This window comes from Burkholderia cepacia GG4 (assembly GCF_000292915.1).
Lineage (GTDB): Bacteria > Pseudomonadota > Gammaproteobacteria > Burkholderiales > Burkholderiaceae > Burkholderia > Burkholderia cepacia_D.
Map to the genome: position 1 here is coordinate 65,180 of NC_018514.1, position 25,683 is coordinate 90,862.

The window sequence follows — 25,683 nt, forward strand, 5'->3', positions numbered from 1 at the left end:
CATGACGCGATCGCTCGCCGCCGGCGAGCCGGGGCGGCGCGAATCCCGCGCGCCGCGTCGAGGGCAGGAGCGGGATCGAACACATCGAAATCCAATATCAGGAGACAGGCATCGTGACCCGGATTGCCTTCGAGGAAATGCAGCGCGCGATTCAATCGGCGCTCGTGAATGCCGGCATGCGCGAACGCGACGCCGAAATCTGTGCGCGCGTGCACACCGAATCGACCTGTGACGGCGTCAATTCACACGGCATCAATCGTGTGGCGCGATTCGTCGATTATCTCGACAAAGGGTGGGTGAACCTTGACGGAGCGCGCACGCCAGTCAAGCAGTTCGGCGCGATCGAGGTCTGCGACGGCCAGCGCGGCCCGGGCATTCTCAATGCGCTGTCCGCGACCGACCGGGCCATCGAGATCGCCGACGCGCAAGGCGTCGGCATCGTGGCGATGCGCAACGCGACCCACTGGATGCGGGGCGGCACTTATGGCTGGCACGCGGCCGAGCGCGGCTACATCGCGATCTGCTGGACCAACACCGAATCCTGCATGCCCGCATGGGGCGGCAAGAACACGCGCGTCGGCAACAACCCGTTCGTGATGGCGGTGCCGCGCGAGCGCGGCCATATCGTGCTCGACATGGCGATGTCGCAGTACTCGTACGGCAAGCTGCAGGCCACCCGCCTCAAGGGGAAGAACATGCCGTTTCCCGCCGGCTTCGACAGCGACGGGAAGCTAACCGCCGAGCCCGGTCCGATCGAGGCGTCGATGCGAATCCTGCCGATGGGCTACTGGAAGGGTTCGGGGTTCGCGATCATGCTCGACGTGCTGGCGGCGGTGCTGTCCGAAGGGCTTGCGACGAACGGGATCGATGCGATTCAGCAGGGGAGCTGCACCGGGTGCTCGCAGGTCTTCATCGTGATCGACCCGCGCAAGCTCGGCGGTGAAGCCTTCACGAACCACGTGGCCGACGGCGTGGCGGACTACGTGAACGCGTCCGAACTCGCGGAACGCAGCGACGAGGTGCTCTATCCGGGGCAGAGCGCGCTGCGCACGCGGATCGAACAGCGGCAGCACGGCATCGCCGTCGACGACGGGATCTGGGCCGACGTGCTCGCGCTCGCGGAGCGGCGGGCGTCGCCGCAGCGCTGACGAAACGACGGCGGGCGCGCCGGAACGGACTGACGAATCCCCCCTGTTGCTGGAAAGACGGTTGTTTTCATCTGGAGAACTGACCATGAGGGTGAATGTCGCGCTTGCGCTGGACGCAGGCATCGAGGCACGGAACGAAGACGCGTTGTACCGGAAAGTGATACTGAGGATCGTCCCGCTGTTTTTCCTCGGTTTCATCATGTCGTACCTGGATCGCGTCAACATCGGCTTCGCGAAATTGCAGATGGCGGCCGATTTCGGCCTGACGAATGCATCGTTCGCACTCGGTGCGAGCGTGTTCTTCTGGGGCTACATGCTGTTCGAGATCCCGAGCAACCTGATCCTGCGGCGGGTCGGCGCGCGGGCGTGGATCGCGCGGATCATGATCACCTGGGGGATCGTGTCGATCCTGATGGTGTTCTCGCGAAACGAAGCCGCGTTCTATTCGCTGCGGTTCCTGCTGGGCGTCTGCGAGGCCGGCTTCGTCCCGGGCGTCATGTACTACACGAACACGTGGCTGCCGGCCCGGCGCCAGAGCGGCATGTACTCGCTGTTCCTGATGGCGTTGCCGATCGCCGTCGTGTTCGGCGCGCCGCTGTCCGGCGCGATCATGGAGACGATGGGCGGCGTCGCGGGCATCCACGGATGGCAGTGGCTGTTCCTGCTCGAAGGGCTGCCGTCGGTGGTGCTGGGCGTCGTGATCCTGATGCTGCTGCGCAACAAGCCGGCCGACGTGGACTGGCTGACGCCGCATGAGAAGCAGATCATCGAGGCGAATGTCGCGACGGAGGCGGCCTTCAAGTCGCATCGCGTGGCCGATGCATTCCGGTCGCCGAAGATCTACGCGCTGATCGTCGTGATGATCCTGTTCAACACCGGGTTCTATGGCCTGACGTTCTGGATGCCGACGCTGTTTCACGAGGCGGGCGTCGTGAACAACCTGAACGTCGGGTTGCTGACGGCCATCCCGTTCGGCGTCGCGGCGATCTGCATGTACGTGAACGCGAAGCGCGCGGAGCAATCCGGGCGGCTGCGGCGGCACGGCGTGGTGCCCGTCGCGCTGGCCGCGATCGGCCTGTTCGTCGCGACGATGGCGCACGACAACTTCTGGCTCGCGCTGGTGATGCTGACCGTCGCGACGTCGGGCATCCTGTCGCTGATGCCGATCTACTGGACCCTGCCGGGGCGCGTGCTGTCCGGCCCGGCGGCGGCGGCCGGCTTCGCGCTGATCAACGCATGCGGGAGCCTGTCCGGCATTCTGGGCGCGATGATCATCGGCTATGCGGGCCTCCGGGTCGGCATGACCATCCTCGCCGGCTTCCTGGTGTTGTGCAGCGTCGTGTTCTATCGGGTCTGCCCGCGCACGGCGGACTAGCCGCGCGCCAGGCCGCGGCCGTCCGCACGATGGCGGTCAGAACGACACCGTCGTCGTCAGCGTGACGAGCCGCGGCTCGCCGACCGCGACGATCAGGTTGCTGTTGCTCGACGGGTAATAGGTCTTGTCGAGCAGGTTCTTCACGTTGAGCTGGAAGCGCGTCGGGAACTTGCCGATCGTCGTTTCGTATGCCGCGAACGCGTCGACGGTCACGTAGCCGGGCAGCGTGAAGCTGTTCGCGGTGTCGCCGGGCCGCGCGCCGACGAGCCGTGCGCCGCCGCCGAAGCGCCAGCGTCCGGGCAGGTTCGCGAGCGTGGTGTCGTACACCGCGAAAAGGCTGCCGGTGTGGCGTGCGACGTTGACGAGCGGCGTGTTGCTGTCGCGGTCGTTCGCGTTCGTGTATGCGTAGCTGCCGATCAGGCTCAGGTGCCGGGTCAGTTGTCCGGCGACGTCGAGTTCGATCCCGCGCGAGCGCGCGGTACCGATCGTCGACGTGAGGTCGCCGACCGTGACCGCGACGTTGCGCTTGTCGATCTGGTAGGCCGCGAGCGTGCCGGTGATCCCGGGCTTCAGGCTGAACTTCAAGCCGGCTTCCAGCACGCGGCCGAATTCCGGCGCGAGCGGCGCGGCGACGTTCGACGCGACGTTCGGCTTGAACGAACGGCTCACGTTCGCATACGCGGTCAGCGACGGCGTGAGCGCATACGCGAGCCCGAACTGCGGCAGCCACACGTTGCCGTGCGAGCGGTCGGCGAACACGAACGGCCGCCCCATCCCCGATTCCTGCTGCCAGTCCTCCCAGCGCAGCCCGCCGACCGCGGTGAGCCGGTCGGTGATCTTCACCGAGTCCTGCACGATCATCGAATAGGTGTGGACCTTCGAAAGCGAATCGCTCTGCTTCGCGCTCACCGTGCCGCCGGGCGCAAGCAGGCCGTAGACGGGATCGTAGAGATTGAAGCCCTTGGTCGCCGTGCCGCGGATCGTGTCGCCGCGGAAGCTGCGCTGCCGCTCGTATTCGCCGCCGATGTAGATCGCGTGGTTCATCCCCGCGAGCGTCACGTTGCCGAGCAGGCCGAGCGTCGCGATCTGGTCGGAATCGTTGCGGCCGAGGTTCGCGTCCGATGAGCGTGACAGCGCGCCGGTCGTGCTGTTGAAGGCGGTCGCGCGCGTGATGTACTGGTCGTAGCGGTCGCGGCCCCAGCCGTAGGTCGCGCGCACGCGCCATGCGTCGGAGAAGCGGTGCTCGATGCGCGCGCGCAGCGTTTCCTGGATCCCGCTGCTTTGCGCCCATGCTTCCTCGTAGCGGCGATAGCGCAGCGCGTCGTCGGGGCGACCGTTCACGAGCACGGTGCCGCGATCGAACGGCATCATGTAGTCGACGTACTGGTAGCTGACGTCGATCGACGTGTTCGCGTCGTGCCACGACAGCGCGGGTGCGATCAGCGCGTTGCGTTCGCGGCCGAAGCTGCGCCAGTAGCGGCTCGTGTCGTATTCGCCGGTGAGCCGGAATGCGAGCGTGCCGCCCGCGACCTGGCCCGGCTTGCCGAGCGGGCCCGTGAGATCGAACTGCGCGCTGCTGCCGCCGTGGCTCGTGCGCGACGCGGAGATCGAGCCGCCGAACGTGTCTTCCGGCTTGCGCGTGACGAGGTTGATCACGCCGCCCGGATCCTGCATCCCGTACAGCAGCGAAGCCGGGCCCTTCAGCACTTCGACGCGGTCGATCGTCGCGAGATAGCTGTGCAGCACCGGTGTGCGCACGCCGTCGACGAGCACGGAACCGTCGTTGTTCGAACCGAAACCGCGCTTGATGAACGCGTCGCGCGTGCCGCCGAGCGTGTTGGTCTGCGTGACGCCGCTGATGTTGCCGAGCACGTCGTCGAGCGAGCGCGCCTGCTGGTCCTGCATCACGCTGCTGCTGACCACGGCGACCGATTGCGGGATCTCCTTCAGCGAACGGTCGTCGCCGCCCGCGATGCGGGTGGTGCGCGGCTGATAGCCGACCGTCGGGTCGACGGCCGACGATGCGTTGACGCTGATCGCCGGGAGTTCTTGCCCGGCGGGCGTCGTGGGAGCCGATGCGGGAGTGACGGCTTCGGTGTTGACCGCATGCGCGCCGCTCGCGACGCACAGGGTGATCAGGGCAGGCAGGCTTGTGCGCCACGGACGCAGGGTCCGGGCACGGCGGGGCGTTCGACGGGATGGCATGAATCTAGGCAGGATGGAGTACTAAGGATCGTGTCGCGGGCCGCGGCGTTTTGTTGCGGCCAAGTTGCGCATGATATCGGTAATGAGAAGCATTTGCAATTGTAGTGGGATGATTGATCGCATATGGGCATGATGGCCGGGCCGTTATTCGTCAGCTACCTCAGCGACCAAAACGGCGTTGACGGGGTCATATGTTGCCAGCGCCCGGGGGAGAGCAGGACACCTGCCTGGCCCCGACTCTGCTCGTCCTGGCCACCGTCGTCATATGCTCGGGTTTTGTGGATGATTTGTGTTCACCACTGTTAAGGAAAAGGCCCGGCTTCTAACCGGGCTTCAATGCAACGCTATAAATTAGTGTCTAACGCCAACCGAGTACACGTCTGGAAAATCGACAGGTTTTCCAAGAAATACATTTGGGTTTGCGATTCGCATCATGTCCATTTTTGTGCCCAAATATGAAACAAACGCACGCATATCGACATTTTGTGCGTTGGCCAAGACGTTCAGTGCCCGTTGGTCACCCATGACACTGGCCAAAGCATATCCCGCATAAACGCTTTCGGGATTCTTTCCATCAATGGCGGCTCTAGCAGCGAAAATGTATCCGACGAAAGGAGAGCCACTTGCCATGACTATCTGCTCGGCATTCGAATATCTTGCGGACCATTTGCTGTCGTAGCCGCTTTTATTAAGCTTGTCTAGCAGGGTGCCGCTATTTTGCTTGTATATCTCCCGCATTAGGTAGAAATAACTAGCCTTTATGTTGCCTTGATCGACCAATTTCCCAAGATCGTCGATGCTCATTTTATATCCTGCCACCACGTCTTCCGGCATCGGATAACCATTTTTTACAAGCCAGTCATACTGCTCTGGCTTATTGAAAGCTATCGCATCTTGATCGAATTTACTATAAAACTCATCCATTACTAGCCGATCCGATCCGCTGAACGAATTTCGCAACTCTTCTTCTGTTTTGAAATTTTCTGGCGTGGACTTTTTTATGAATTGATATTTATTTGGAATCGCGACTTCATCGGGATTTTCACTGCTTTCATGAAGTGCCTCATTGGATTGCGTAGGTTTTTTGTCGGGTGCCGGCGCCTGCGTGGTCTCCTGAGTCGGCGCCACTTCCGTATTGATCCGATAAGCGAAATAACCAAGTATCGCCAATGTGCATAGGCCGAAAAATTTCCATGTGTATTTCATAGTCGAGCCTCAATAGATGCACAAGCTGGCGCCGTAAAACTGGCCGACTGTATTGCGCATATAACCAAAAAGTGCACAATACCATTGATCCACGGCTTCCTGATATGGATCGTCGCCGAATTTTCGAACGGCGTCTGCGTATCCTCGTGCCGTAGTTTGGCAAATTCCGGAACCCCCGCAAATGGCCATCATATCTCTTTCAAAAAGATCGTCGCAGTTTCCTTTGTTGATCCTGCTGCCGTAACACACATCGTGGTTGTTGCATGCGCTTGTGAAGTCGTGGCCGAATGGTGCATTGGGGATAACGTGCTTCAACCAGCCATTTGCAGGGCCGCAGCCATTTTGCAGGGCGCCGCGATTTGGTCTGAAATCAACTGCCTTTGTAAACGGCTCACGCTTTCCGACTTTATTGTCAAGTCGGAACTCTCCGATATTCGGGGGATTTAGGAAGTTGCAGTTCTTCAGGTTGGATCTCAAAGCTTTCGTGAATTCACATTGTAGTCGGGGGCTAACCGGCATAAATGCGACGCCGAAAACCGATGGTCCTTTTGCAGGCGGTCCAATGTCGCCTACAAAATCAGAGGCATAGGCATTCCATCGTGGTGACGGAGCGTTAATGTGAATTGTCGGAAGAACTTCCTGTGCGTTCGCGATATTGCTGAAAATCAACGTCTTGAAAATAGCTGTCTTTACAACCTTTTTCATTTTAATCCTTTGTAATAAAAATTGCGAATTTAGGAAAAAATAAAATCAGCGTATGTGAACAGAAAATTCAATTGTTTTTTTGAAGTGTCGGTGTTGTCTCCGGTTTGGTTTGCTGCCGTCATCTGCTCTTGCTTCGTCGATGACTTGTGTTAACCGCTCCACGGATCGTGTCGCAGGAAACGGCGCTACGCCGCAACCAGGATGTGCATGGTATATGTAATGAGAAGCATTTGCAATTGTAATGGTGTACCCGGCAGCGCCCGGCCTCGGTTGCCGGGCCGCCGACCGTCTGCTACCGTAGCGGCCAAAATCAGACGCAGTGAAATCCAATGAGAGAGCCGGGGGCCGCACCATGTCATCTTCCTGTCACGTCGCGTTCCGCGCGGCGCCACGCACCGCGCACGACCATGCGGGTGATGAAGTGATCGCAGCCGTATTCCGTCATTCGAACGATTAAAGCAACGGAAGCGAATTCATCCGGCGTTGGGCCGGGCTTCAATCACTTCAACCACCACGCTAGACGGGAGACCACCCTTGAAGAAGATTTCCGCGCCGTTCGCGGCGGCCGCGCTTGCGGCTTGCACGCTACTGGCTGGCATTCACCAGGCCGCACGCGCGGCTTCGGACGCCGAACCCGTGATCGACGCGCATTACGGCGCCGTGATCGAGGCCTATACGCAGGACATGGCCGCCGCGAAGACGAAATACGACGGCAAGCGCCTCGTGTTCGCCGGCGCCGTGATCCGGATGGGCAGCGACCCGGGCGGCACGTACTTCGGCGCGCTGACGGCCGACGGCGAGCAGTTCGATACGCATTTCGACGTGGCCGACCAGGATGCGCTGAAGCCGAAATTCCCCGGCGGCGAGATCAAGCCGTTCGTCACGTCGGCGGCTTTCCGCTTCAGCTGCGTGAACGAAGGCTATATCGATGCGCCCGTGTTGCCGGGCCTGAAGCTGGCGCACTGCCGTCTCGCCAACTGACCGGCGCGCGGGCGTCCGGCGTTCAGAACTTCTGCTGGATGCCGGCCATCACGCCGAGCTGGTTCATCCCGGTACCGACCGTTCCGCCGGCGGCGACAGCGTTTGCGGCCAGCGTGCTGTTGAACATGTAGCCCACCGACGTATAGACGGTCGTCCGCTTCGACAGGAAATAGTTCGCGCGTCCGACGAGCAGCGTGGCATTCGTGCCGCCTTCGCTGTTTTCACGGCGTTGCAGGTAGCGGACGCCCTGAAGATCGAGCGCGAGGTAGGGCGTCGCGTAGTACGTCCCGCCGGCGAATATGATGTCGGCCTGCAGGTGTTCGGCCGCCGCGAGGTTGCGGCGGATCCACCCGGCGCCCAGTTTCGCGGGGCCGATCTTCACGTAGCCGGCGACGATATCGCGCGTGTCGGTGTACGCCGGGTTGTTCAGCGGCGCGAGTGCGCCGCCGCCGCCGCGCATCACGTCGTGCGACGCGGCGAGCCCGAAATTGCTCGCGTCGTACGCGAGCATCGCCGTGTATTGGCGGCAAGCGACGAAGTCGCCGGGCACCTGTCCGGCGCAGCCGGTCGCCGACGGGCCCGCCGGCCCGGCCGCGTCGCGGCCGAAGCTGTAGGTGGCGCCGAGCGTCACGCCGTGGAACGTACCCTTGTAGCCGATCGCGTTGTCGCTGCGCGCGTTCGGCAGATAGGAGTCGAAATCCGCCATGGAGTGAATCGACGGGCCGATCACGTCGGCGTTGGTCAGCACGATCATCGACATGTTCATCTGGCGGCCGAGGGTCAGCGCGCCGAACGGACTGTTCACGCCGACGTTCGCCTGTCGCCCGAACAGGCGCCCGCCGTAGTTCAGCGCGCCGGTGCCGGGCTGGAAGCCGTTCTCGAGCACGAAGAAGGCCTGATAGCCGCCGCCGAGATCCTCGGTGCCTCTCAGCCCCCAGCGTGACGGCACCTCGCCGGTCAGCGTCGGCATGCCCGTGAACGATCCGCCGTGCGCGGCGTTGTTGTAGTAGGACACGCCGGTGTCGATGATCCCGTACAGCGTGACGCTGCTTTGTGCGCAGGCCGGTCCGGCCAGCGCCATCGCCGTCGCGAGTGCGACGCCCAGTTTCGTTTTCATGGCTGTCTCCAAACAGTATGTAGATATGCTTATCGATTTTTTTGGTGACCCGGACGTATCCGGGATGCCGACGGGTATCGGCAAGACGGCGGACGTCGCGTGTTACGACATCGCCGGGTCGCGTTGCCTGCGCGGTGCTGCGGCACGCGTGCCCGCCACGGCGACGGCGATCGCCGCGCCGGCCATCGGCACGAGGAACGCGAGGTAGAGGTGCGATACGGACCAGCCGTCGTCCAGCAGCGCGCCGACCGTCATCGGCGACAGGATTGCGCCGAGGCGGCCGATGCCGACCGCGAGGCCGATACCGGTCGTGCGGATTTCGGCGGGGTACGGCGTTGGCGACAGCGCATACATGCCGGCCACGCACGCATTGATCACGGCGCCGAGGAACACCGCGACGGTCATCCCGATGCCGAGCGAGCCGGTGTTCGCGCCGAACACGACCATCAGCGCGCCGCCGAGCAGCAGCGTCGCGCCGAGCAGGTTGCGCAGGCCGAACCGGGTCGACAGCAGGCTGAAGAGCGATGCGCCCGCAATGCCGCCGAGGTTGAGCAGGACGCCGCCGGTCACGCCCTGCGATGCCGACAGTCCGGCCTGGACCAGCAGCTTCGGCGTCCAGCTCACGACGAAGTAGAAGCTACCCATCACGAGAAAGAACGCAACCCACAGCGCGATCGTGCGGCGTGCGAGCGGTGCGCGCAGCACGGCCGTCCAGCCCGACGCGGGGCTCGCCGTGTCGATGGACGCTGTCGTGGCCGGCAGTGCGTCGATCGGCGCGCGCTTCATTCTCGCGAGGATGCGGTTGATGTTCTGCAGCGCATTGTCCGGACGCCGTGCCAGCAGGAAGTCGAGCGATTCCGGCAGCAGCGCGAGCACCATCGGGATCGACAGCAAGGTCAGGATGCCGCCGAACGCGAACACGCTGCGCCATCCCCACGTCGACAGCAGGTAACCCGCAATGACGCCGCCGACGGTGGCGCCGATCGCGTAACCGGTCGACTGCATGCCAATCGCGGCGCTGCGCCATTTGTTCGACGCGTATTCGCCGCTGATGACGGTCAGGCTCGCGAGCATGCCGCCGATGCCGAGCCCCGTATAGGCACGTGCGACCGCGAGTTGCAGCGTGCTGTGCGTGGCCGCGCAGGCGAGCATCCCGGTCGAGATCACGGCGAGGCAGAGCAGGATGATGCGGCGGCGGCCGATCCGGTCGGCCAGCGGCGCGATCAGCACCGAGCCGATGCCCATGCCGGCCAGCCCGGCGCTCAGCAGCAGGCCGATCTCCTTGCCGCTCAGTTTCCACTCGGCCGCCAGGTGCGGCGCGGCAAACGCGATGGCCAGCACGTCGAAGCCGTCGAGCATGTTCAGCACGACGCAGGCGGTGACGGCCATCGTCTGGAACGCGCTCATCGGGGATGCGTCGATGGTATTGCGGATATTTACGCTCACGTCAAAGATCCTCAATAAAATAGTATGACTAATCAAATAGGCTGGAATCGAAGCCGGCGGTAGCGAACGGAACGAAAGCGATCGCGGGGGCGCACGCGCACCCAGGGAACACCTACCGTGCCCGGCAGGCGTCGTTCGCGCGCCGGCGCGCGGGTTACGCGGGTTCGGGTTGCGGCAGCAGCCGCTCGATCACGCGCCGTGCGCGATTGGGGCCCGCGTCGACATGAATGTCGATCTGGCCGCCGTCCGGGAACCGCAGCTGATTCCGGTATTGCGCTTCGATCACGGTCTTGTCTTCGTCGAACGTCGCGGCGGATTGCTCGATGACCGTTTGGGCGACACGTTCAACGTCATGTTGCGGATTGGTCGCGACGGTCCAGAAGTAGTGTGTCGTGGTGTCCGTCTCGGGCGTGATGCCGTGGAAGCCGCGCATGTGAAAGCCGCCGCGTGCCGGATCGTGCAGGTCGCCGGTGCCGGCGTCGATCGCGCCGGTCCAGATCCGGATGTGCGACACGTGGAATTCGATTTCCTGCCAGCGATCGACGCGGCCCGCGAACGGCCATGCGGCGGTGTAGGTCGGTGGCGGGTCGGAATCCGGCATCCGGCGGACCAGCGTCACCGTGTCGCCGTCGCTGCTGACGCGGGTTTCCGCGCCCATGTGCAGCGAGGCGTTGCCGCCGATCGTTTTCAGATGGACATAACCGAGGTGGCTCAGGTCCATCAGGTTGTCGTGAATCAGCTGATACGGCGCGTCGTAATGGTAGTTGCCGCCGCCGAACCGATATTGCGGATCCGTGTGGAACGCATAGCGCGGCGGCGCGCAGGTCGGTTGGGCGTGCGCGTCGGTGCCGATCCAGATCCACACGATCGCGTCCTGTTCCTGCACCGGATACGACGACACGCACGCCTTCGCCGGAATCCGGTCCTGCCCGGGAATCTCCACGCACGTGCCGCCGCGGTCGAACAGCAGCCCGTGATAGCCGCAGCGCAGGCCGCGCGCTTCGAGCGAGCCGCACGACAGCGGCAGCGACTTGTGGCAGCAGCGATCCTCCAGCGCGCCGACTTCCCCGGACGGCAACCGGAACAGGACGACCGGACGGCCGAGCAGCGTGCGGGCGACGGGTTTGTCCGTCAGTTCGGACGACAGCGCGGCGACCCACCATCGGTCGACCGGGAATTTAGCGGTATTGATTGATGGCCGGGCATGATGCTCCATTGATCGTCTCCAGTATTGGGGTTGGCCGCCGCGTGTCGGGCGGTCCGTCTACAGATCGAGTACCAGCAGGTCGGTTCGCGATCGCGAACAGCACGGCATGAACTGGTCGCCGGCTGCGTGTTCCGCTTCCGTCAGATACGAATCGCGATGATCGGGCTCGCCTTCGAGCACGCGCGTCACGCAGGTACCGCATACGCCTTGCTCGCACGACGTCAGCACGTCGACGCCGTTAGCCGCCAGCGCCGCGATGACCGTGCATTCGGCCGGCACGTCGATCACCTTGCCGCTGCTCGCGATCCGGACCTGGAACGCGCGATCGGTCGCAGACGATTCGACCGCGCCGCCGAAGAACTCGTAGTGCAGTCGCGCTTCAGCCCAGCCGCGCGCTCGCGCGGCGCTCAGTACCGCGTCCATGAAGCCGCGCGGGCCGCATACGTACAGGTGCGTGCCGTCGGGCGCCGTGGCGAGCACCGAGGCCAGGTCGAAGCGTTGCGCGGGGTCGCCGTCGTCGACGTGGAAGCGGGCGCGGTCATGAAATCCGGCTGTGTTGATCCGCTCGACGAAGGCCATGCGATCGGTCGAACGCGCGCAGTAGTGCATGTCGAAGGGCATGCCGGACGAGAACAATCGTTCCGCCATGCTGAGGATCGGCGTGACGCCGATCCCGCCCGCGAGCAGCAGGTGGTGCGGGGCGTCGGGCGCGAGCGGGAACTGATTGCGCGGCATGCCGATCCGCACGGAGTCGCCTTGCCGGACTTCGTCGTGAATCGCGCGCGACCCGCCGCGGCCCTCGGCATCGCGCAGCACTGCGATCTGGTAGCGATCGCCGTGCTCAGGGTGGTTGCACAGCGAGTACTGGCGCACGAGCCCGCCCGGCAAATGCACGTCGATATGCGCGCCGGCGTCGAAGCGCGGCAACGGCGAACCGTCGTCGCTGACGAATTCGAAGCCGCAGATATCACGCGCTTCCTGCCACTTGCGGGCCACGCGGACCGTCAGCGTCGCGGTGCTCATGACGCCTCCTTGACTTGCGCGACCGGAATCACGGGCCGCTGCGGGCTTGCCGCGTTTTCGTCGGCGAGCAGCCGCTCGATCACCTTGCGCGACAGCACGCCGCCGGCGTCGATGTTGAGCTTGAGCAGCTTGCGGTCCGGCCACTGCTCGAGGTTGAGCTGCTGGCGCTCGAGCATCTCGAGGTCTTCGGCGAAGATCTTGCCCTGGCCTTCGCGGATCTCGGCGGTCAGCGCGTGATCGTCGGGCCGGAAGTTGCGCGCCATCCCCCAGAAGTACCAGATCGAGGTGTCGGTCTCGGGCGTGATGAAGTCGACCACGATCGACGACGCCTTCAGCTCGGCCGGCGCGTCGTAGCCACCGTGGCCGGCATGCGCGACACCCACTTCGATCATCACGTGGCTCGGCGGCGTGAAGCGGCAGATCTGCCAGCGGTCGACCGGCACGTCGTCGGCCAGCCCGTTGCCGCGCAGCGCCATCCGCCAGAACGGCGGCGGCATCACGTTCTCCATGAAGCGGCTCGTGACGACTTCGTCGCCGTTGCCGGTCGTCTTCGGCGGCGCTTCGTCGATTTCCTTCTGGCCGATGCTCGTCGCATGCACATAGGTCTCGTGCGTGAGGTCCATCAGGTTGTCGATCATCAGCCGGTAGTCGCAGCGGATGTGATACAGGCCGCCGCCGTGCGCCCAGGCCGGATCTTCAGCCCACTGCAGTGCGGGCAGCCTGGCGGGATCGGCTTCGGACGCGTCGCCCGGCCAGACCCAGACGAATCCGTACCGCTCGACCACCGGAAAGCTGCGAATCGGCGGGAAGCCGCCGACGCGCTGGCCCGGCATGCCGGCCGCCTTGCCGTTGCAGCCCATTTCCAGCCCGTGATAGCCGCACACGAGCACGCCGTCGCGCACGAACCCCAGCGACAGCGGCGCGCCGCGGTGCGGGCAGAAATCCTCGAGCGCGGCGACCTGGCCGTCCGCCGCGCGGTAGAACACCATCGATTCGTTGCAGATCTTGCGGCCCAGCGGCTTGCCGTCGATTTCATCGGGCGTGCACGCCACATACCAAGCGTTCTTGAGAAACACGTTGTTCGTCTCCTTCAGGGCGGTGCCGCCGGTACGCGGCAACTCGTCATTCCGTGTACTGAATGAGATTCAGTGTACTCATTGAAATTGGCTGGAGCAAGCCGAGCGGTATACTGGTTTTCCCGGGAACTGGCGCGAGGCAGCGCCATGCCGTCGGCGCACGCAACGGCGTGCGCCGCCTACGTCATCGACTCATTCATGGAAAAAACGAATCCCGCCGACGCGCCCGCTTTCCCGCTCGACCTGTACGACGAACCCGGGCACCTGATCCGGCGCGCGCACCAGATCGCGGTCGCGATGTTCTACGAGAAGCTGGGCCGGGACGTGACGCCGGTGCAGTACGCGGTCCTGCGGATGCTCTACGAGTGCCCGGGGCTCGATCAGGTGACGCTTGCGCAGCGAGTGGCGCTCGACACGTCGACGACCGCGGACCTCGCGGTCCGGCTCGAGGCGAAAGGATTGATCGTCCGCGAAGTGCTGCCGCGGCGTCAGCGGCGCCTGCTGCTGACGCCGGCGGGCGTCGAACTGCTCACGCACCTGATTCCGTCGGTGAAGGAGTTGCGTGCCGGCCTGTTCGACGGCATGGGAGAGGACGACTCGCGGGAACTGGTGCGCCTGTTGCGCAAGTTCGTCCATTTGAACAACGAGCAGAGCCGCGCGCCGCTGCGGGTCGGCGAGGAATCGTAGCGACTGAATCCCCTGCGATGGCGGAGGCGGTGCGGCAACGCGGCAGGCGCTTCGCGCCGCTGGCTGCGTCACGGGCGTGACGCTTCCCCTTCCAGCCGCCGCACCGCTTCCGCCACTTCGTTCCTGAAGCGCACCAGCGCCGCCTGCTCCGGCGCGGGCGGCTGCACGGCGGCCCACAGCATGTCGATCAGCTGCGTGGCCGTCGTTTCCGTATCGAGCTTGCGGTGCCCGAGGATCGCATCCCACAGCACGTGCTCGATCGGCCCGAACACCATCGAGCGCAGCAGGCTCAGTGGCATGTCGTTGCGCACCTGCCCGGCCGCCTGGCCGCGTGCGAGCACGTCCATCAGCGGCGCCGTGTAGCGGCGCTGCAGCGCGGTAAGCTCGTCGCTCAGCGCATGCTGCTTCGCACGCCCCTCCGACAGCACCAGCGCGCACAGCCCCGTGCCGTTCACCAGCATCAGCCGCAGGTGCGTGCGCACGATGAACGCGAACTGCTGTTGCACCGATGCCTCCTGCGGCATCCCGAGCTCGAACGCGGCGATGATTTCGTCATACCAGTCGGCGATCACGCGTGCGCACAGCTCGCGCTTGCCACGGAAGTAACTGAACACCGTCGCCTCCGACACGCCGACGCGCTGCGCGATCTCGGCGGCCGTCGCATGCTCGTACCCCTTTTCGGCGAACACGTCACGACCGGCGCGCAGGATGTCCTGCACGCGCTGCTGGGATTTGCGCCCGGCGGGTGCGCGCGAGGTGTCGGCGCGGTCGGCTTTGACGGTGGCGGTCATGGTGTCGGCGGTAGCGGCTGTCATGTTGCAATGATATCTGAGTGTCACTCAAAAAACTATTGACGCCAAGCCCGACGAGGCGCGAAACTGTGCAAAATTTCCGCTGTATTGGCTTAATGAATCGACGCATTGATCCGATTTGAGCGAAACTCAGAAATCGGTGCATGCGACCCACTTTCTGGAGACGGAGGAGACATGATCAACCTGCCCGGTGTGCAATTCATGCTCGGTGAAGACATCGAGATGCTGCGCGACGCCGTCGCGACGTTTGCGGCGAAGGAAATCACGCCGCGCGCGGCGGAGGTCGACCGCACCGACCAGTTTCCGATGGACCTGTGGAAGAAGTTCGGCGATCTCGGCGTGCTCGGGATGACGGTCGCCGAGGAGTACGGCGGCGCGAACATGGGCTACACCGCGCACATGGTCGCGATGGAGGAGATTTCGCGCGCATCGGCGTCGATCGGCCTGTCGTACGGCGCGCACTCGAACCTGTGCGTGAACCAGATCCACCGCAACGGCACCGAGGCCCAGAAGCAGAAATACCTGCCGAAGCTGGTGTCGGGCGAACACATCGGCGCGCTCGCGATGAGCGAGCCGAACGCGGGCTCCGACGTCGTCAGCATGAAGCTGCGCGCGGACAAGCGCGGCGATCGCTACGTGCTGAACGGCACGAAGATGTGGATCACCAACGGCCCCGATTGCGACACGCTCGTCGTCTACGCGAAGACGGACGTCGAAGCCAACGCGCGCGGCATCACCGCGTTCATCGTCGAGAAGGGGATGAAGGGCTTCTCGGTCGCGCAGAAGCTCGACAAGCTCGGCATGCGCGGGTCGCACACCGGCGAGCTCGTGTTCCAGGACGTCGAGGTGCCGGAAGAGAACATCCTCGGCCAGCTCAACGGCGGCGTGAAGGTACTGATGAGCGGCCTCGACTACGAACGCGCGGTGTTGTCGGGCGGCCCGACGGGCATCATGGCCGCGTGTCTCGACGCGGTGGTTCCGTATATCCACGACCGCAAGCAGTTCGGCCAGTCGATCGGCGAATTCCAGCTGATCCAGGGCAAGATCGCCGACATGTACACCACGTTCCAGGCGTGCCGCGCATACCTGTACGCAGTCGGCCGCCATCTCGACTCGGCGGGCAGCGACCATATTCGCCAGGTGCGCAAGGACTGCGCGGGCGTGATTCTCTACACGGCCGAGAAGGCGACGTGGATGGCCGGCGAGGCGATCCAGATCCTCGGCGGCAACGGCTACATCAACGAATATCCGGTCGGCCGTCTGTGGCGCGATGCGAAGCTGTACGAGATCGGCGCCGGCACGAGCGAGATCCGCCGGATGCTGATCGGCCGCGAGCTGTTCGCGGAAACGATGTAACGCCCCACGTCACGCGAACGGAGCCCCGTCGATGCCGATCATCGAATCGAAACTGAACCCGCGTTCGGAAGAATTCCGCGCGAACGCCGCGGCGCTGGAGGCGGTCGTCGCCGACCTGCGCGCGAAGATTGAACAACTCGCGCAAGGCGGCGGCCAGGCCGCGCGCGACAAGCACCTGTCGCGCGGCAAGCTGCTGCCGCGCGACCGGATCGCGCAATTGCTCGATCCCGGCGCGCCGTTCCTCGAGCTGTCGCAGCTCGCGGCGAACGGCATGTACAACGACGACGCGCCGGGCGCGGGCGTGATCACCGGGATCGGCCGCATCGCGGGCCGCGAGTGCATGATCGTGTGCAACGACGCGACGGTCAAGGGCGGCACCTACTACCCGGTGACCGTGAAGAAGCACCTGCGCGCGCAGGAAATCGCCGCGGAAAACCGGCTGCCGTGCGTGTATCTCGTCGATTCGGGCGGCGCGAACCTGCCGAACCAGGACGAAGTGTTTCCCGATCGTGACCACTTCGGCCGCATCTTCTTCAACCAGGCGACCATGTCGGCCGCGGGGATCGCGCAGATCGCAGTCGTGATGGGTTCGTGCACGGCGGGCGGCGCGTATGTGCCGGCGATGAGCGACGAGTCGATCATCGTGAAGAACCAGGGCACGATTTTCCTCGGCGGCCCGCCGCTCGTGAAGGCCGCGACCGGCGAGGAAGTGAGCGCCGAGGATCTCGGCGGCGGCGACGTGCACACGCGACTGTCGGGGGTTGTCGATCATCTCGCGCAGAACGACGCGCATGCGCTGTCGATCGCGCGCAACATCGTCGATCATCTCGCGCCGAAGATCGCGTCGCCGGTGGCGCTGCGCGAACCGAAGCCGCCGCGTTACGACCCGAAGGGCCTGTACGGCGCGATTCCGGTCGATACGCGCAAGCCGTTCGACGTGCGCGAGGTGATCGCGCGCATCGTCGACGACTCCGAGTTCGACGAATTCAAGGCGCGCTTCGGCACGACGCTCGTCACGGGCTTCGCGCACATCTGGGGCCATCCGGTCGGGATCATCGCGAACAACGGCATCCTGTTTTCCGAATCCGCCGTGAAGGGCGCGCATTTCATCGAGCTGTGCTGCCAGCGCAAGATTCCGCTCGTGTTCCTGCAGAACATCACGGGCTTCATGGTCGGCCGCAAGTACGAGAACGAAGGCATCGCGCGCCATGGCGCGAAGATGGTGACGGCCGTGTCGAACGCGAAGGTGCCGAAGTTCACGGTGATCATCGGCGGCTCGTTCGGCGCCGGCAACTACGGGATGTGCGGCCGCGCGTTCGGGGCACGCTTCCTGTGGATGTGGCCGAACGCGCGGATCTCGGTGATGGGCGGCGAGCAGGCCGCGTCGGTGCTCGCGACGGTGCGCCGCGACGGCATCGAGGCGAAGGGCGGCACCTGGTCGGCCGACGAGGAAGATGCATTCAAGCAGCCGATCCGCGACCAGTACGAGCGCCAGGGGCATCCGTACTACGCGAGCGCGCGGCTGTGGGACGACGGCGTGATCGACCCCGCGCAGACGCGCGACGTGCTCGGCCTCGGCCTCGCCGCGTCGATGAACGCGCCGATCGACGACACACGCTTCGGCGTGTTCCGCATGTAACGCCCGGGAGGACTGACCGATGCGATACGAAACGATCAAGGTAAGCGAAGCCGGCCGCGTGGCGACCGTCACGCTCGCGCGGCCCGACGTGCGCAATGCGTTCAACGAGACGACGATCGCCGAGCTGACCACCGCGTTCGAGTGGCTCGATGCACACGCAGGCGTGCGCGCGATCGTGCTCGCGGCGGAAGGCGCGGCGTTCTGCGCGGGCGCGGACCTGAACTGGATGAAGAAGATGGCCGGTTACTCGGACGACGAGAACCGCGCCGATGCGCGCAAGCTCGCGCGCATGCTCGAGGCGATCCATCGCTGCGGCAAGCCGGTGATCGCGCGCGTGCACGGCGACGCGTATGCGGGCGGCGTGGGCCTCGTCGCGGCGGCGGACATCGCGATCGCCGCCGATGGCGTGAAGTTCTGCCTGTCCGAAGCGCGGCTCGGGCTGATTCCCGCGACGATCGCGCCGTACGTCGTGCGCGCGATGGGCGAGCGCGCGGCGCGCCGCTACTTCACGACGGCCGAGGTGTTCGACAGCGCGCGCGCCGCGTCGCTCGGCTTCATCCATGACGCGGTGCCGGCCGACGCACTCGACGAAACGGTTGCGAAGCTGGCCGCGACGCTCGTCGCGAACGGCCCCGACGCGGTGCAGGCGTGCAAGCGGCTCGTCGCCGACGTGGCCGGCCGGCCGCTCGATGCGACGCTGATCGAGCAGACCGCCGACTGGATCGCGCGGACCCGCGCCGGCGCGGAAGCGCGCGAAGGGATCGCGTCCTTCCTCGAGAAACGCACGCCGTCGTGGCGTGAATGAACGCGTGACCCACACTTTCCGGACGACACCGAAGCCATGTTCGACAAGATTCTGATCGCCAACCGCGGCGAAATCGCCTGCCGCGTCGCCGCGACGTGCAAACGTCTCGGGATCGCGAGCGTCGCCGTCTATTCCGACGCGGACGCGAACGCCAAGCATGTCGCCGCGTGCGACGAAGCCGTGCATATCGGCGGCTCGGCGGCCGCGGACAGCTACCTGCGCATCGAGCGCATCATCGAGGCCGCGCGCGCGACCGGCGCGCAGGCCATTCACCCGGGCTACGGCTTCCTGTCGGAGAACGAGGATTTCGCGCACGCCTGCGAAGCGGCTGGCATCGCGTTCATCGGGCCGCCGGTCGACGCGATCGCGGCGATGGGCTCGAAGGCGGCTGCGAAGGCGCTGATGCACGCGGCCGCGGTGCCGCTCGTGCCGGGCTATCACGGCGACGACCAGGACGCGGCCAACCTGCATCGCGAAGCCGACGAGATCGGCTACCCGGTGTTGCTGAAGGCGAGCGCGGGCGGCGGCGGCAAGGGGATGCGCGTGGTCGAGCGCTCCGACGATTTCCCGGCGGCGCTCGCGTCGTGCCAGCGCGAGGCCGCGAGCAGTTTCGGCAACGACCGCGTGCTGATCGAGAAATACCTGACGCGCCCGCGTCACGTCGAGGTGCAGGTGTTCGGCGACACGCACGGCAATACCGTCTACCTGTTCGACCGCGACTGCTCGGTGCAGCGCCGTCACCAGAAGGTGCTCGAGGAAGCGCCTGCGCCGGGCCTGCACGACGACGTGCGCCGCGCGATGGGCGAAGCGGCCGTCGCGGCCGCGCGCGCGGTCGGCTACGTCGGCGCGGGCACCGTCGAATTCATCATGACGGGCGAAGCGTTCTATTTCATGGAAATGAACACGCGCCTGCAGGTCGAGCATCCGGTCACCGAGATGGTCACGGGGCTCGACCTCGTCGAATGGCAGTTGCGTGTCGCAGCGGGCGAGCCGCTGCCGCTGAAGCAGGACGCGCTGCGCGTGCAGGGCCACGCGATCGAGGCGCGTCTCTATGCGGAGAATCCGGCGCGCGGCTTCCTGCCGTCCACCGGCACGCTGAAGCACCTGCGGCTGCCGGACGGTGTCGAGTTCGACATCGGCGCGCCGGTGCGCGTCGACAGCGGCGTGCGCGAAGGCGACGCGATCACGCCGTTCTACGATCCGATGATCGCGAAGCTGATCGTGCATGGCGCGGATCGCGCGGAAGCGCTCGGCCGGATGCTGCGCGCGCTGCGCGCGTGCGAGGTGGTCGGCCTGCACACGAACGCCGCGTTCCTGCAGCGGATCGTTGCGTGCGAACCGTTCGCGATCGCCGATCTCGACACCGGCCTGATCGAGCGCAACCACGATGCGCTGTTCGCGCCGCAACAGCCGCCGCGTGCGACGCTCGCGCTGGCCTGCGCGGCGCTGCTCGCCGGCGAACGCGATGCGGCCGCACGGGAAGGCGCATCGCCGTGGCGGGCGCTGCCGGACTGGCGGCTGAACGGCGGCTATCGCCGCACGCTCGAATGGCATGCGCCCGAACGCGAAGCGGACGTGACGGTTGCCTACGAGGACGACGGCGGCGGCACGCGCATCGCCACCGGCGACGCAGCCGCGCAGCCGTTCGCGTGGTCGCGCGGCGCGACGCCGCTCGACTTCGACGTGACGCTCGGCGGCGTGCGCAGCAGCGGCCGCGTGTACGCGGACGGCGACAGCTTCCACGTGTTCACGCAGGGTGTCGCCGAGACGTTTGAATGGCGCAACGTGCTCGCGCACGCGGGCGATGCCGAGCACGGCGGCGGCCGCCTGACCGCGCCGATGCCGGGCAAGGTGATCGCGGTGCTGGTCGAGCCGGGCCAGAAGGTCGAAGCCGGCACGCCGCTGATCGTGATGGAAGCGATGAAGATGGAGCACACGATCGGCGCGCCGGGCGCGGGCGTGGTCGCGGAAGTGCTGTACGGCGTCGGCGACCAGGTCGCGGATGGCGCGCAGCTGCTGATGATGGCGGAAGGCTAAGCCGGGTGTTCGCCGCGCACGGGCCGGCGTAGCGTCTCGCGACGCGACGCCGGCCTTGTCGCATCTGGCCGTCGTCGTGCGCCGTCGTCGGCGCGTATGACGATGCATGACAGTCTGACGGCCGGCGGTCCGTTAGACTGGCGGATGGCGCGCGTGGCCGCGTGCCGCGCGCTACACTGCGTCCATTCAATCCCCCACCCCGCCGACGATGACGTCTCCTGTCCTGAACGGCCTGCGCATCGGTATCACGATCGGACTGCGCACTCCCGACGAAAGCCTGTGGATCAACGGCATCAAGCAGAATGCGCTGTTCCTCGCGAAGCTGCTGATGGCGTCGCCGCACGGCTACCGCGTGACGCTGGTCAACACGACCGACGTGCCGCTCACCGATACGCTGCCGTGGGATCGCAACGTGTACGACACGCGCGCGTTCGCCGACATGAAGGATGCGCTCGACGTCGTGATCGAGCTCGGCGGGCAGATCGACGGCGCGCAGACGGCCTACCTGAAGGCGCGCGGCGTGAAGATCGTCAGCTATTGCTGCGGCGTCGAGTACATCAACGCGATGGAAGCGATGCTGTTCGGCCGCCGGCTGTGGGATTCGCTGTTCATCAACCGCGGCTACGACGAGGTGTGGGCGATTCCGCAGATCGCGCCGTCGTCGCTACCGTTCCTGCAGTCGCTGCGCCGCTGCCCGGGGCGTGTCGTGCCGTTCGTGTGGGATCCGATGTTCCTGACCGCGCGCGCGCAATCGCTGCCCGAGCACGGCGAATACCGGCCGCGCAGCGAGCCGGGCAAGCGGCTCACGGTGATGGAGCCGAACCACAACGTCGTGAAGTTCTGCGTGTACCCGATGCTGATCATCGACGAAGCGTATCGGCGCGATCCCGATGCGATCTGCTTCACGCACGTGACGAACGCCGATCGCCTCGCGCACGACAGCCCCGAATTCGTGATGCTGATGAACTACCTGGACATCGTGCGCGCGGGCAAGGCGAGCTTCGTCGGGCGCTTCGACACGCCGCTGTTCCTGGCAGACCTGACCGACGTCGTCGTGTCCCATCAATGGTCGAATCCGCTCAACTACTTCTATTTCGACGTGTGCTGGCAGGGCTATCCGCTCGTGCACAACGCGAGCCTCGCGCCCGATCTCGGCTACTACTATCCGGACAACGACGTGCAGAAGGGCGCGGATGCGCTGCTGCACGTGCTGCACACGCACGACGACGACTGGGAAGGGTACACGCGGCGCCAGCGCGAGATCCTCGGCCGCTATACGTCCGCGAACCCCGCGCTCGTCGCCGAATACGACACGTTGCTCGCGAACCTGGTCGGTGCGACGGCCGCGTGATGCCATCCGGGTTGTCCCGGGTTAATGTCTGAAGAATTGCTGCCGCAAAAAAGAAACCGTCGAGCCGGGGAGATTCGACGGTTTTGAAGGCACGAAATTGACGGCTCCGAGGGAAGTCCGTCGAAAATCATTTTAGAGGTTAACAAGCTGGAAAGATTGTTAAACATCTTGTAATCGATAAATGTCATATAATTCAGCTCGATATTTTGGATTTGATATTGATCGATTGTGTTTCAAGTATTCGCAATATCGTTTGAAACGGGAAAATTGAGTGCCGTGATGATCGAATGGCCGATGGCGCCGGCTGGCGCTGTGATCCGCAGGTCGTATCGACGGGGTCCGGCAGCGGTTGCGGGCATGGTTTCATGGGCGCCAATTCATCATATAAAATGGCGGGCACCCGATTTTTGAAACACGCGTCGCGGTAAATCGATTTGCGCCAAAGTGTTCCGGGAAGGCCGGAAGATGACGCAGATTGAAATTCGTCGGCGGTTTTGTGTAACCTGTCGCACCGATTTCGTGATGCGTGTGTGGTGTATTTTCCGTGTTTGAATATCGTTGACAATATCGGATTTGACGGCGCGCCGAAATGAAAAGTACGCTCCCGGAAAAGATCGAAACAAGAGGATGGGCCGGGTAAGCGGTGGAGCGTGTCGTGGTCGGCTCGCTCCGCATGTATCGTGAGCGCGGGCCGTCGTCGGCGGCCCGACATTTGCCGGAGCGCCGGATGGATGCGGTCGAACCTCGCCTGGAGGCGAACAGGGTAGCGAATCGGGACGAGATCGATCTCGTGTTCGGCGCCCGCGACGATCACCCCGACCTTGCGTCGGTACGCAGTTTCGTTGAAAGCCGGCTCGGGTTTGCGCGCGAGCCGGTATGCCGGGCCGACCTGTCGGGCGGCGTGCTGTATCACGAATGCCTCGCGCGGTTGCGCTGGGGATCGGACGATGCATTGCTGCCGCTTGCGTTCCTGCCGCGCCTCGAGTCGCTCGGGCTGATGCGCTGGTTCGACCGGCTTGTGGTCGGCCGGACGATCGACGAGCTGCGCGCCGATCCGAAGGCGGTGTACGGCTGCAACGTGGCGGCGGCGAGCGCGGTTGTCGACGACGCGTGGCTCGCAATCTTCCGGCGGCTAGAGCGCGAGCCGTCGGTCGCCGCGCGGCTGGTCGTCGAGATTACCGAGACGGGGCCGCTGAACCCCGTCGCGGGGCGGTCGTTCGTGAATCGGCTCCGCCAGGCCGGGTGCCGTGTCGCGATCGACGATTTCGGCGTTGGCTTCAGCGCGCTGAACAGCCTGGTGGTCGGCAACCCCGATATCGTGAAGCTCGACAGGTCGGTCCTGTCGCTGATCAAGCGCAACGCGATCGGGCGCTACCAGTTTCGCCGGCTGATCGCGTTCGCGCACGAAAGCGCGCGGCACGTCGTCGTCGAGGGCGTGGAGAGCGAGATCGACCGGCAGATCATTGTGGATTCCGGCGTCGCGTGGGCGCAGGGCATCCGCTTTTCGTGGCGGTCGCCGGCCGCCGCATGATGCCGCGGCGCGTGCGTTGCGCGCAGGTATCGGGTAACGACGGATCGCAAAGGGGGCGGGCATGGCGGCGACGAAGGGGAAGGCCGGGCACGGAACCGACACGCAGGCGGCCGATGCGCGCGCGCTCGTCGCGCTCGCCGAGCTTGCCGACATGCTGTGCCAGCTCGGTGCCGAAGCAATCGAAGCAATCGAAGCAACCGAGGCGCCGGTCGACGTCGCGCCGTATCTCGACGGCCTCAAGGCCGTCGAGCAGCATATTCACCGGATGAATCCGCTCGATGCCGACGGCCGCGAGCGCGCGGCGCGGCACTATTACGCCGGTGTGTTCGCAGGCGCTTGCGGCGACGATTCGGCGATCGCGCGCGGCGTAGCGGGCAGCCTGGCGCGGCAGGCCGGCGGTGTCAGCCATGCGGCGGCCCGCTGTTTCGCGACGCTCGCGCGCATCGGCCGGCGACATGGCCGTGTGTTTGCCGCGCGGCGCGGCCATCGCGTGCCGGCTTAGCGCGGGTTCGCGCGTCACGTCCGAGTCATGCCCGAGTCATGCCCGTGTCACGCAGATAACGGGCTTCGACGTCCGGCAACGTAATCGACAATCCTTGCCGGAACCGCCGAGCACGCACGTCAGCGTGCAGTCGACCGCACGATCACCGGCAAGGATCGCGTCGAACTCGCCCTGGATATGCGCCAGCCCGTCTTGATCAGCGCCCCGGCCTGCCGCGCGTAGAGCCGGTTAATGACGAACGGGCCGTGGATCGAGTCGATCTCGACGAAGTGGCGAACGGCCGGGTTCCTGGACGGCGTATGCGAAGGAAGTCAGCCGAGCAGGCGGTCCGCGAACAGGTGTCGGATCTGTTCGGAATACGTACGGATGTTGTGCTCGGCGAGCGTGTCGACCTGCTGCAGGCAGCGGCGGGCCGCGGCCGCGTAATCGTCGAGCCGTGCGTCGTGCGTCTGCGCGGCGGTCGCGATCGCGCGCGCCGCATCGAAGATCTCGAAGTCAGGGTAGTAATAGCCGACGTCGCGCAGGAACGGCGAGTTGTGCACGAGCGGGTAGTTGCCGTACAGCGCGTCGTACAGCAGATAGTTCAGGCCGTTTTCCCAGTGGTGCGACACGACGATGTCGGTGTGATGCGCGGCCCACGCGACGAACGGCGCGCGCACGTCGGCCGTCGCCTTGCCGTCGCGCACCATCTCGAGCCCGAGCGCGAGGTGCTTGAAGGCGACGTTTTCCTTCTTGTCGAACGTGTTGGTCATGTACACGTGCTCGACGAGTTCCGGGTGTTCGACGTAGCACGCATTCACAGCGAGCATCGGCACGATCGAGCTCTTCACGACGTTCAGGTTCGGCTCGAAGAACGCGATGCGCTTGGCGGGGCTGTGATTGCGGTAGCCGAAGCGCGCCTTCAGCTCGGGATCGGCGTCGAGGCTGCGTTCGATGAAGTACGGCGACCAGATGTGCGGCAGCTCGATCACCGGCGCGCGATAGACGGCCTGGAAGTAGGCCGCGCACGTGTGCATGTGCTGCGGGTTGGTCCAGATCTCGTCGAACTGCACGCGGTTCGGGTTCGGCCGCCAGTTGTTCTTCTCGAAGGTGATCGTCTCGACCGCGATCACGTAGTCGTTGCCGAAGCGGTACGACACGCACTTGCCGCCACGCCGGCGCACGGCGTCCGTGTGCGACGGGTCGATGAACGCGTTCATCTCGATCAGCAGGTCGGTCTGGTGGACGATCGCCGACAGCGGCCGCAGCGCGTCGCCGAACGCGTCCATCATCAGCGCCTGCGGGTAGTCGGTGATGCCGTCGTCGTGCGCGAGCCACACCTCGCCGATCAGCGGCGAGCTTTTCAGCAGCATGTACAGGTACACGCAATGCTGGTTCGCGCCGTTGTACCAGATCGACTGCGTCGCGTCGCGCTGCACGTTCATCGTAATCGCGACATTGATTTTCATCGGCGGCTCCGGGCAGGTGGTGCGCG

At 65.1% G+C, this 25,683-nt stretch carries 21 protein-coding genes; 11 read left to right on the top strand and 10 right to left on the bottom strand.

The features are described 5' to 3' along the window. The first annotated feature begins 113 nt into the window (after positions 1–113). Together yiaK and GEM_RS16115 are read left to right on the top strand one after the other, a co-directional pair. Complete coding sequence (yiaK, locus tag GEM_RS16110; protein ID WP_014898417.1) at positions 114–1,148, top strand: 3-dehydro-L-gulonate 2-dehydrogenase; 1,035 nt, start codon at positions 114–116, stop codon at positions 1,146–1,148. Positions 1,149–1,233: 85 nt separating this feature from the next. Further along, a complete protein-coding gene (locus GEM_RS16115; RefSeq protein WP_014898418.1) occupies positions 1,234–2,523 on the top strand; it encodes an MFS transporter in 1,290 nt (429 codons plus the stop codon). A 36-nt stretch (positions 2,524–2,559) separates the two neighbouring features. Here the strand turns inward: GEM_RS16115 and GEM_RS16120 are convergent, their stop codons facing one another. From GEM_RS16120 to GEM_RS31300, 3 genes are all read right to left on the bottom strand, one after another. Continuing rightward, on the bottom strand, positions 2,560–4,728 hold the full coding sequence (locus GEM_RS16120) for a TonB-dependent siderophore receptor (RefSeq protein WP_014898419.1): 2,169 nt from the start codon (positions 4,726–4,728) through the stop codon (positions 2,560–2,562). A 351-nt stretch (positions 4,729–5,079) separates the two neighbouring features. Continuing rightward, positions 5,080–5,934, bottom strand: coding sequence for a hypothetical protein (locus GEM_RS30110; RefSeq protein WP_014898420.1), 855 nt, complete (start codon positions 5,932–5,934; stop codon positions 5,080–5,082). A 9-nt stretch (positions 5,935–5,943) separates the two neighbouring features. Further along, positions 5,944–6,639, bottom strand: coding sequence for a phospholipase A2 (locus GEM_RS31300; RefSeq protein WP_014898421.1), 696 nt, complete (start codon positions 6,637–6,639; stop codon positions 5,944–5,946). Between the two features lie 534 nt (positions 6,640–7,173). Between GEM_RS31300 and GEM_RS16125 the strand changes: the two genes are divergently transcribed. Beyond that, positions 7,174–7,620, top strand: a complete 447-nt coding sequence (locus GEM_RS16125; RefSeq protein WP_014898422.1) for a hypothetical protein — start codon at positions 7,174–7,176, stop codon at positions 7,618–7,620. A 22-nt stretch (positions 7,621–7,642) separates the two neighbouring features. Here GEM_RS16125 and GEM_RS16130 read toward each other — a convergent pair whose 3' ends face one another. The 5 genes from GEM_RS16130 to GEM_RS16150 all read right to left on the bottom strand — a co-directional run bounded on the left by GEM_RS16130 (position 7,643) and on the right by GEM_RS16150 (position 13,489). Beyond that, positions 7,643–8,737 (bottom strand): porin, encoded by a 1,095-nt coding sequence (locus GEM_RS16130; RefSeq protein WP_014898423.1) that lies wholly within the window; start codon positions 8,735–8,737, stop codon positions 7,643–7,645. A gap of 102 nt (positions 8,738–8,839) precedes the next feature. Then, entirely contained in the window at positions 8,840–10,183 is a 1,344-nt protein-coding gene (locus GEM_RS16135) for an MFS transporter (RefSeq protein WP_014898424.1), read from the bottom strand. A 154-nt stretch (positions 10,184–10,337) separates the two neighbouring features. Continuing rightward, positions 10,338–11,399 (bottom strand): aromatic ring-hydroxylating dioxygenase subunit alpha, encoded by a 1,062-nt coding sequence (locus GEM_RS16140; RefSeq protein WP_014898425.1) that lies wholly within the window; start codon positions 11,397–11,399, stop codon positions 10,338–10,340. A 48-nt stretch (positions 11,400–11,447) separates the two neighbouring features. Beyond that, positions 11,448–12,413: a PDR/VanB family oxidoreductase gene (locus GEM_RS16145; protein WP_014898426.1), complete on the bottom strand. Its 966-nt coding sequence runs from the start codon at positions 12,411–12,413 to the stop codon at positions 11,448–11,450. After that, positions 12,410–13,489: an aromatic ring-hydroxylating oxygenase subunit alpha gene (locus GEM_RS16150; protein ID WP_041490888.1), complete on the bottom strand. Its 1,080-nt coding sequence runs from the start codon at positions 13,487–13,489 to the stop codon at positions 12,410–12,412. Before GEM_RS16150 ends, GEM_RS16145 begins: the two co-directional genes overlap by 4 nt. A gap of 198 nt (positions 13,490–13,687) precedes the next feature. Here GEM_RS16150 and GEM_RS16155 point away from each other — a divergent pair, with 198 nt between their 5' ends. Next, complete coding sequence (locus GEM_RS16155; protein ID WP_041490889.1) at positions 13,688–14,176, top strand: MarR family winged helix-turn-helix transcriptional regulator; 489 nt, start codon at positions 13,688–13,690, stop codon at positions 14,174–14,176. Between the two features lie 68 nt (positions 14,177–14,244). Here GEM_RS16155 and GEM_RS16160 read toward each other — a convergent pair whose 3' ends face one another. Next, positions 14,245–14,991 carry a TetR/AcrR family transcriptional regulator gene (locus GEM_RS16160; RefSeq protein ID WP_014898429.1) on the bottom strand — a complete coding sequence of 249 codons (747 nt, stop codon included), beginning with the start codon at positions 14,989–14,991 and terminating at the stop codon, positions 14,245–14,247. 171 nt (positions 14,992–15,162) lie between these two features. Here GEM_RS16160 and GEM_RS16165 point away from each other — a divergent pair, with 171 nt between their 5' ends. The 7 genes from GEM_RS16165 to GEM_RS16195 all read left to right on the top strand — a co-directional run bounded on the left by GEM_RS16165 (position 15,163) and on the right by GEM_RS16195 (position 24,209). Continuing rightward, on the top strand, positions 15,163–16,344 hold the full coding sequence (locus GEM_RS16165) for an isovaleryl-CoA dehydrogenase (protein ID WP_014898430.1): 1,182 nt from the start codon (positions 15,163–15,165) through the stop codon (positions 16,342–16,344). A 31-nt stretch (positions 16,345–16,375) separates the two neighbouring features. After that, entirely contained in the window at positions 16,376–17,983 is a 1,608-nt protein-coding gene (locus GEM_RS16170) for a carboxyl transferase domain-containing protein (protein ID WP_014898431.1), read from the top strand. Positions 17,984–18,002: 19 nt separating this feature from the next. Next, a complete protein-coding gene (locus GEM_RS16175; protein WP_014898432.1) occupies positions 18,003–18,788 on the top strand; it encodes an enoyl-CoA hydratase/isomerase family protein in 786 nt (261 codons plus the stop codon). A gap of 36 nt (positions 18,789–18,824) precedes the next feature. Next, positions 18,825–20,825, top strand: coding sequence for an acetyl-CoA carboxylase biotin carboxylase subunit (locus GEM_RS16180; RefSeq protein ID WP_014898433.1), 2,001 nt, complete (start codon positions 18,825–18,827; stop codon positions 20,823–20,825). Between the two features lie 208 nt (positions 20,826–21,033). After that, complete coding sequence (locus GEM_RS16185) at positions 21,034–22,176, top strand: DUF2827 domain-containing protein (protein WP_014898434.1); 1,143 nt, start codon at positions 21,034–21,036, stop codon at positions 22,174–22,176. Positions 22,177–22,903: 727 nt separating this feature from the next. Next, positions 22,904–23,707 carry an EAL domain-containing protein gene (locus GEM_RS16190; protein WP_014898435.1) on the top strand — a complete coding sequence of 268 codons (804 nt, stop codon included), beginning with the start codon at positions 22,904–22,906 and terminating at the stop codon, positions 23,705–23,707. A gap of 61 nt (positions 23,708–23,768) precedes the next feature. Next, a complete protein-coding gene (locus GEM_RS16195; RefSeq protein WP_014898436.1) occupies positions 23,769–24,209 on the top strand; it encodes a hypothetical protein in 441 nt (146 codons plus the stop codon). 311 nt (positions 24,210–24,520) lie between these two features. On the opposite strand, the gene GEM_RS16200 is transcribed toward GEM_RS16195, so the two are convergent. Continuing rightward, positions 24,521–25,657 (bottom strand): DUF2827 family protein, encoded by a 1,137-nt coding sequence (locus tag GEM_RS16200; protein WP_014898437.1) that lies wholly within the window; start codon positions 25,655–25,657, stop codon positions 24,521–24,523. Positions 25,658–25,683: the final 26 nt, after the last annotated feature.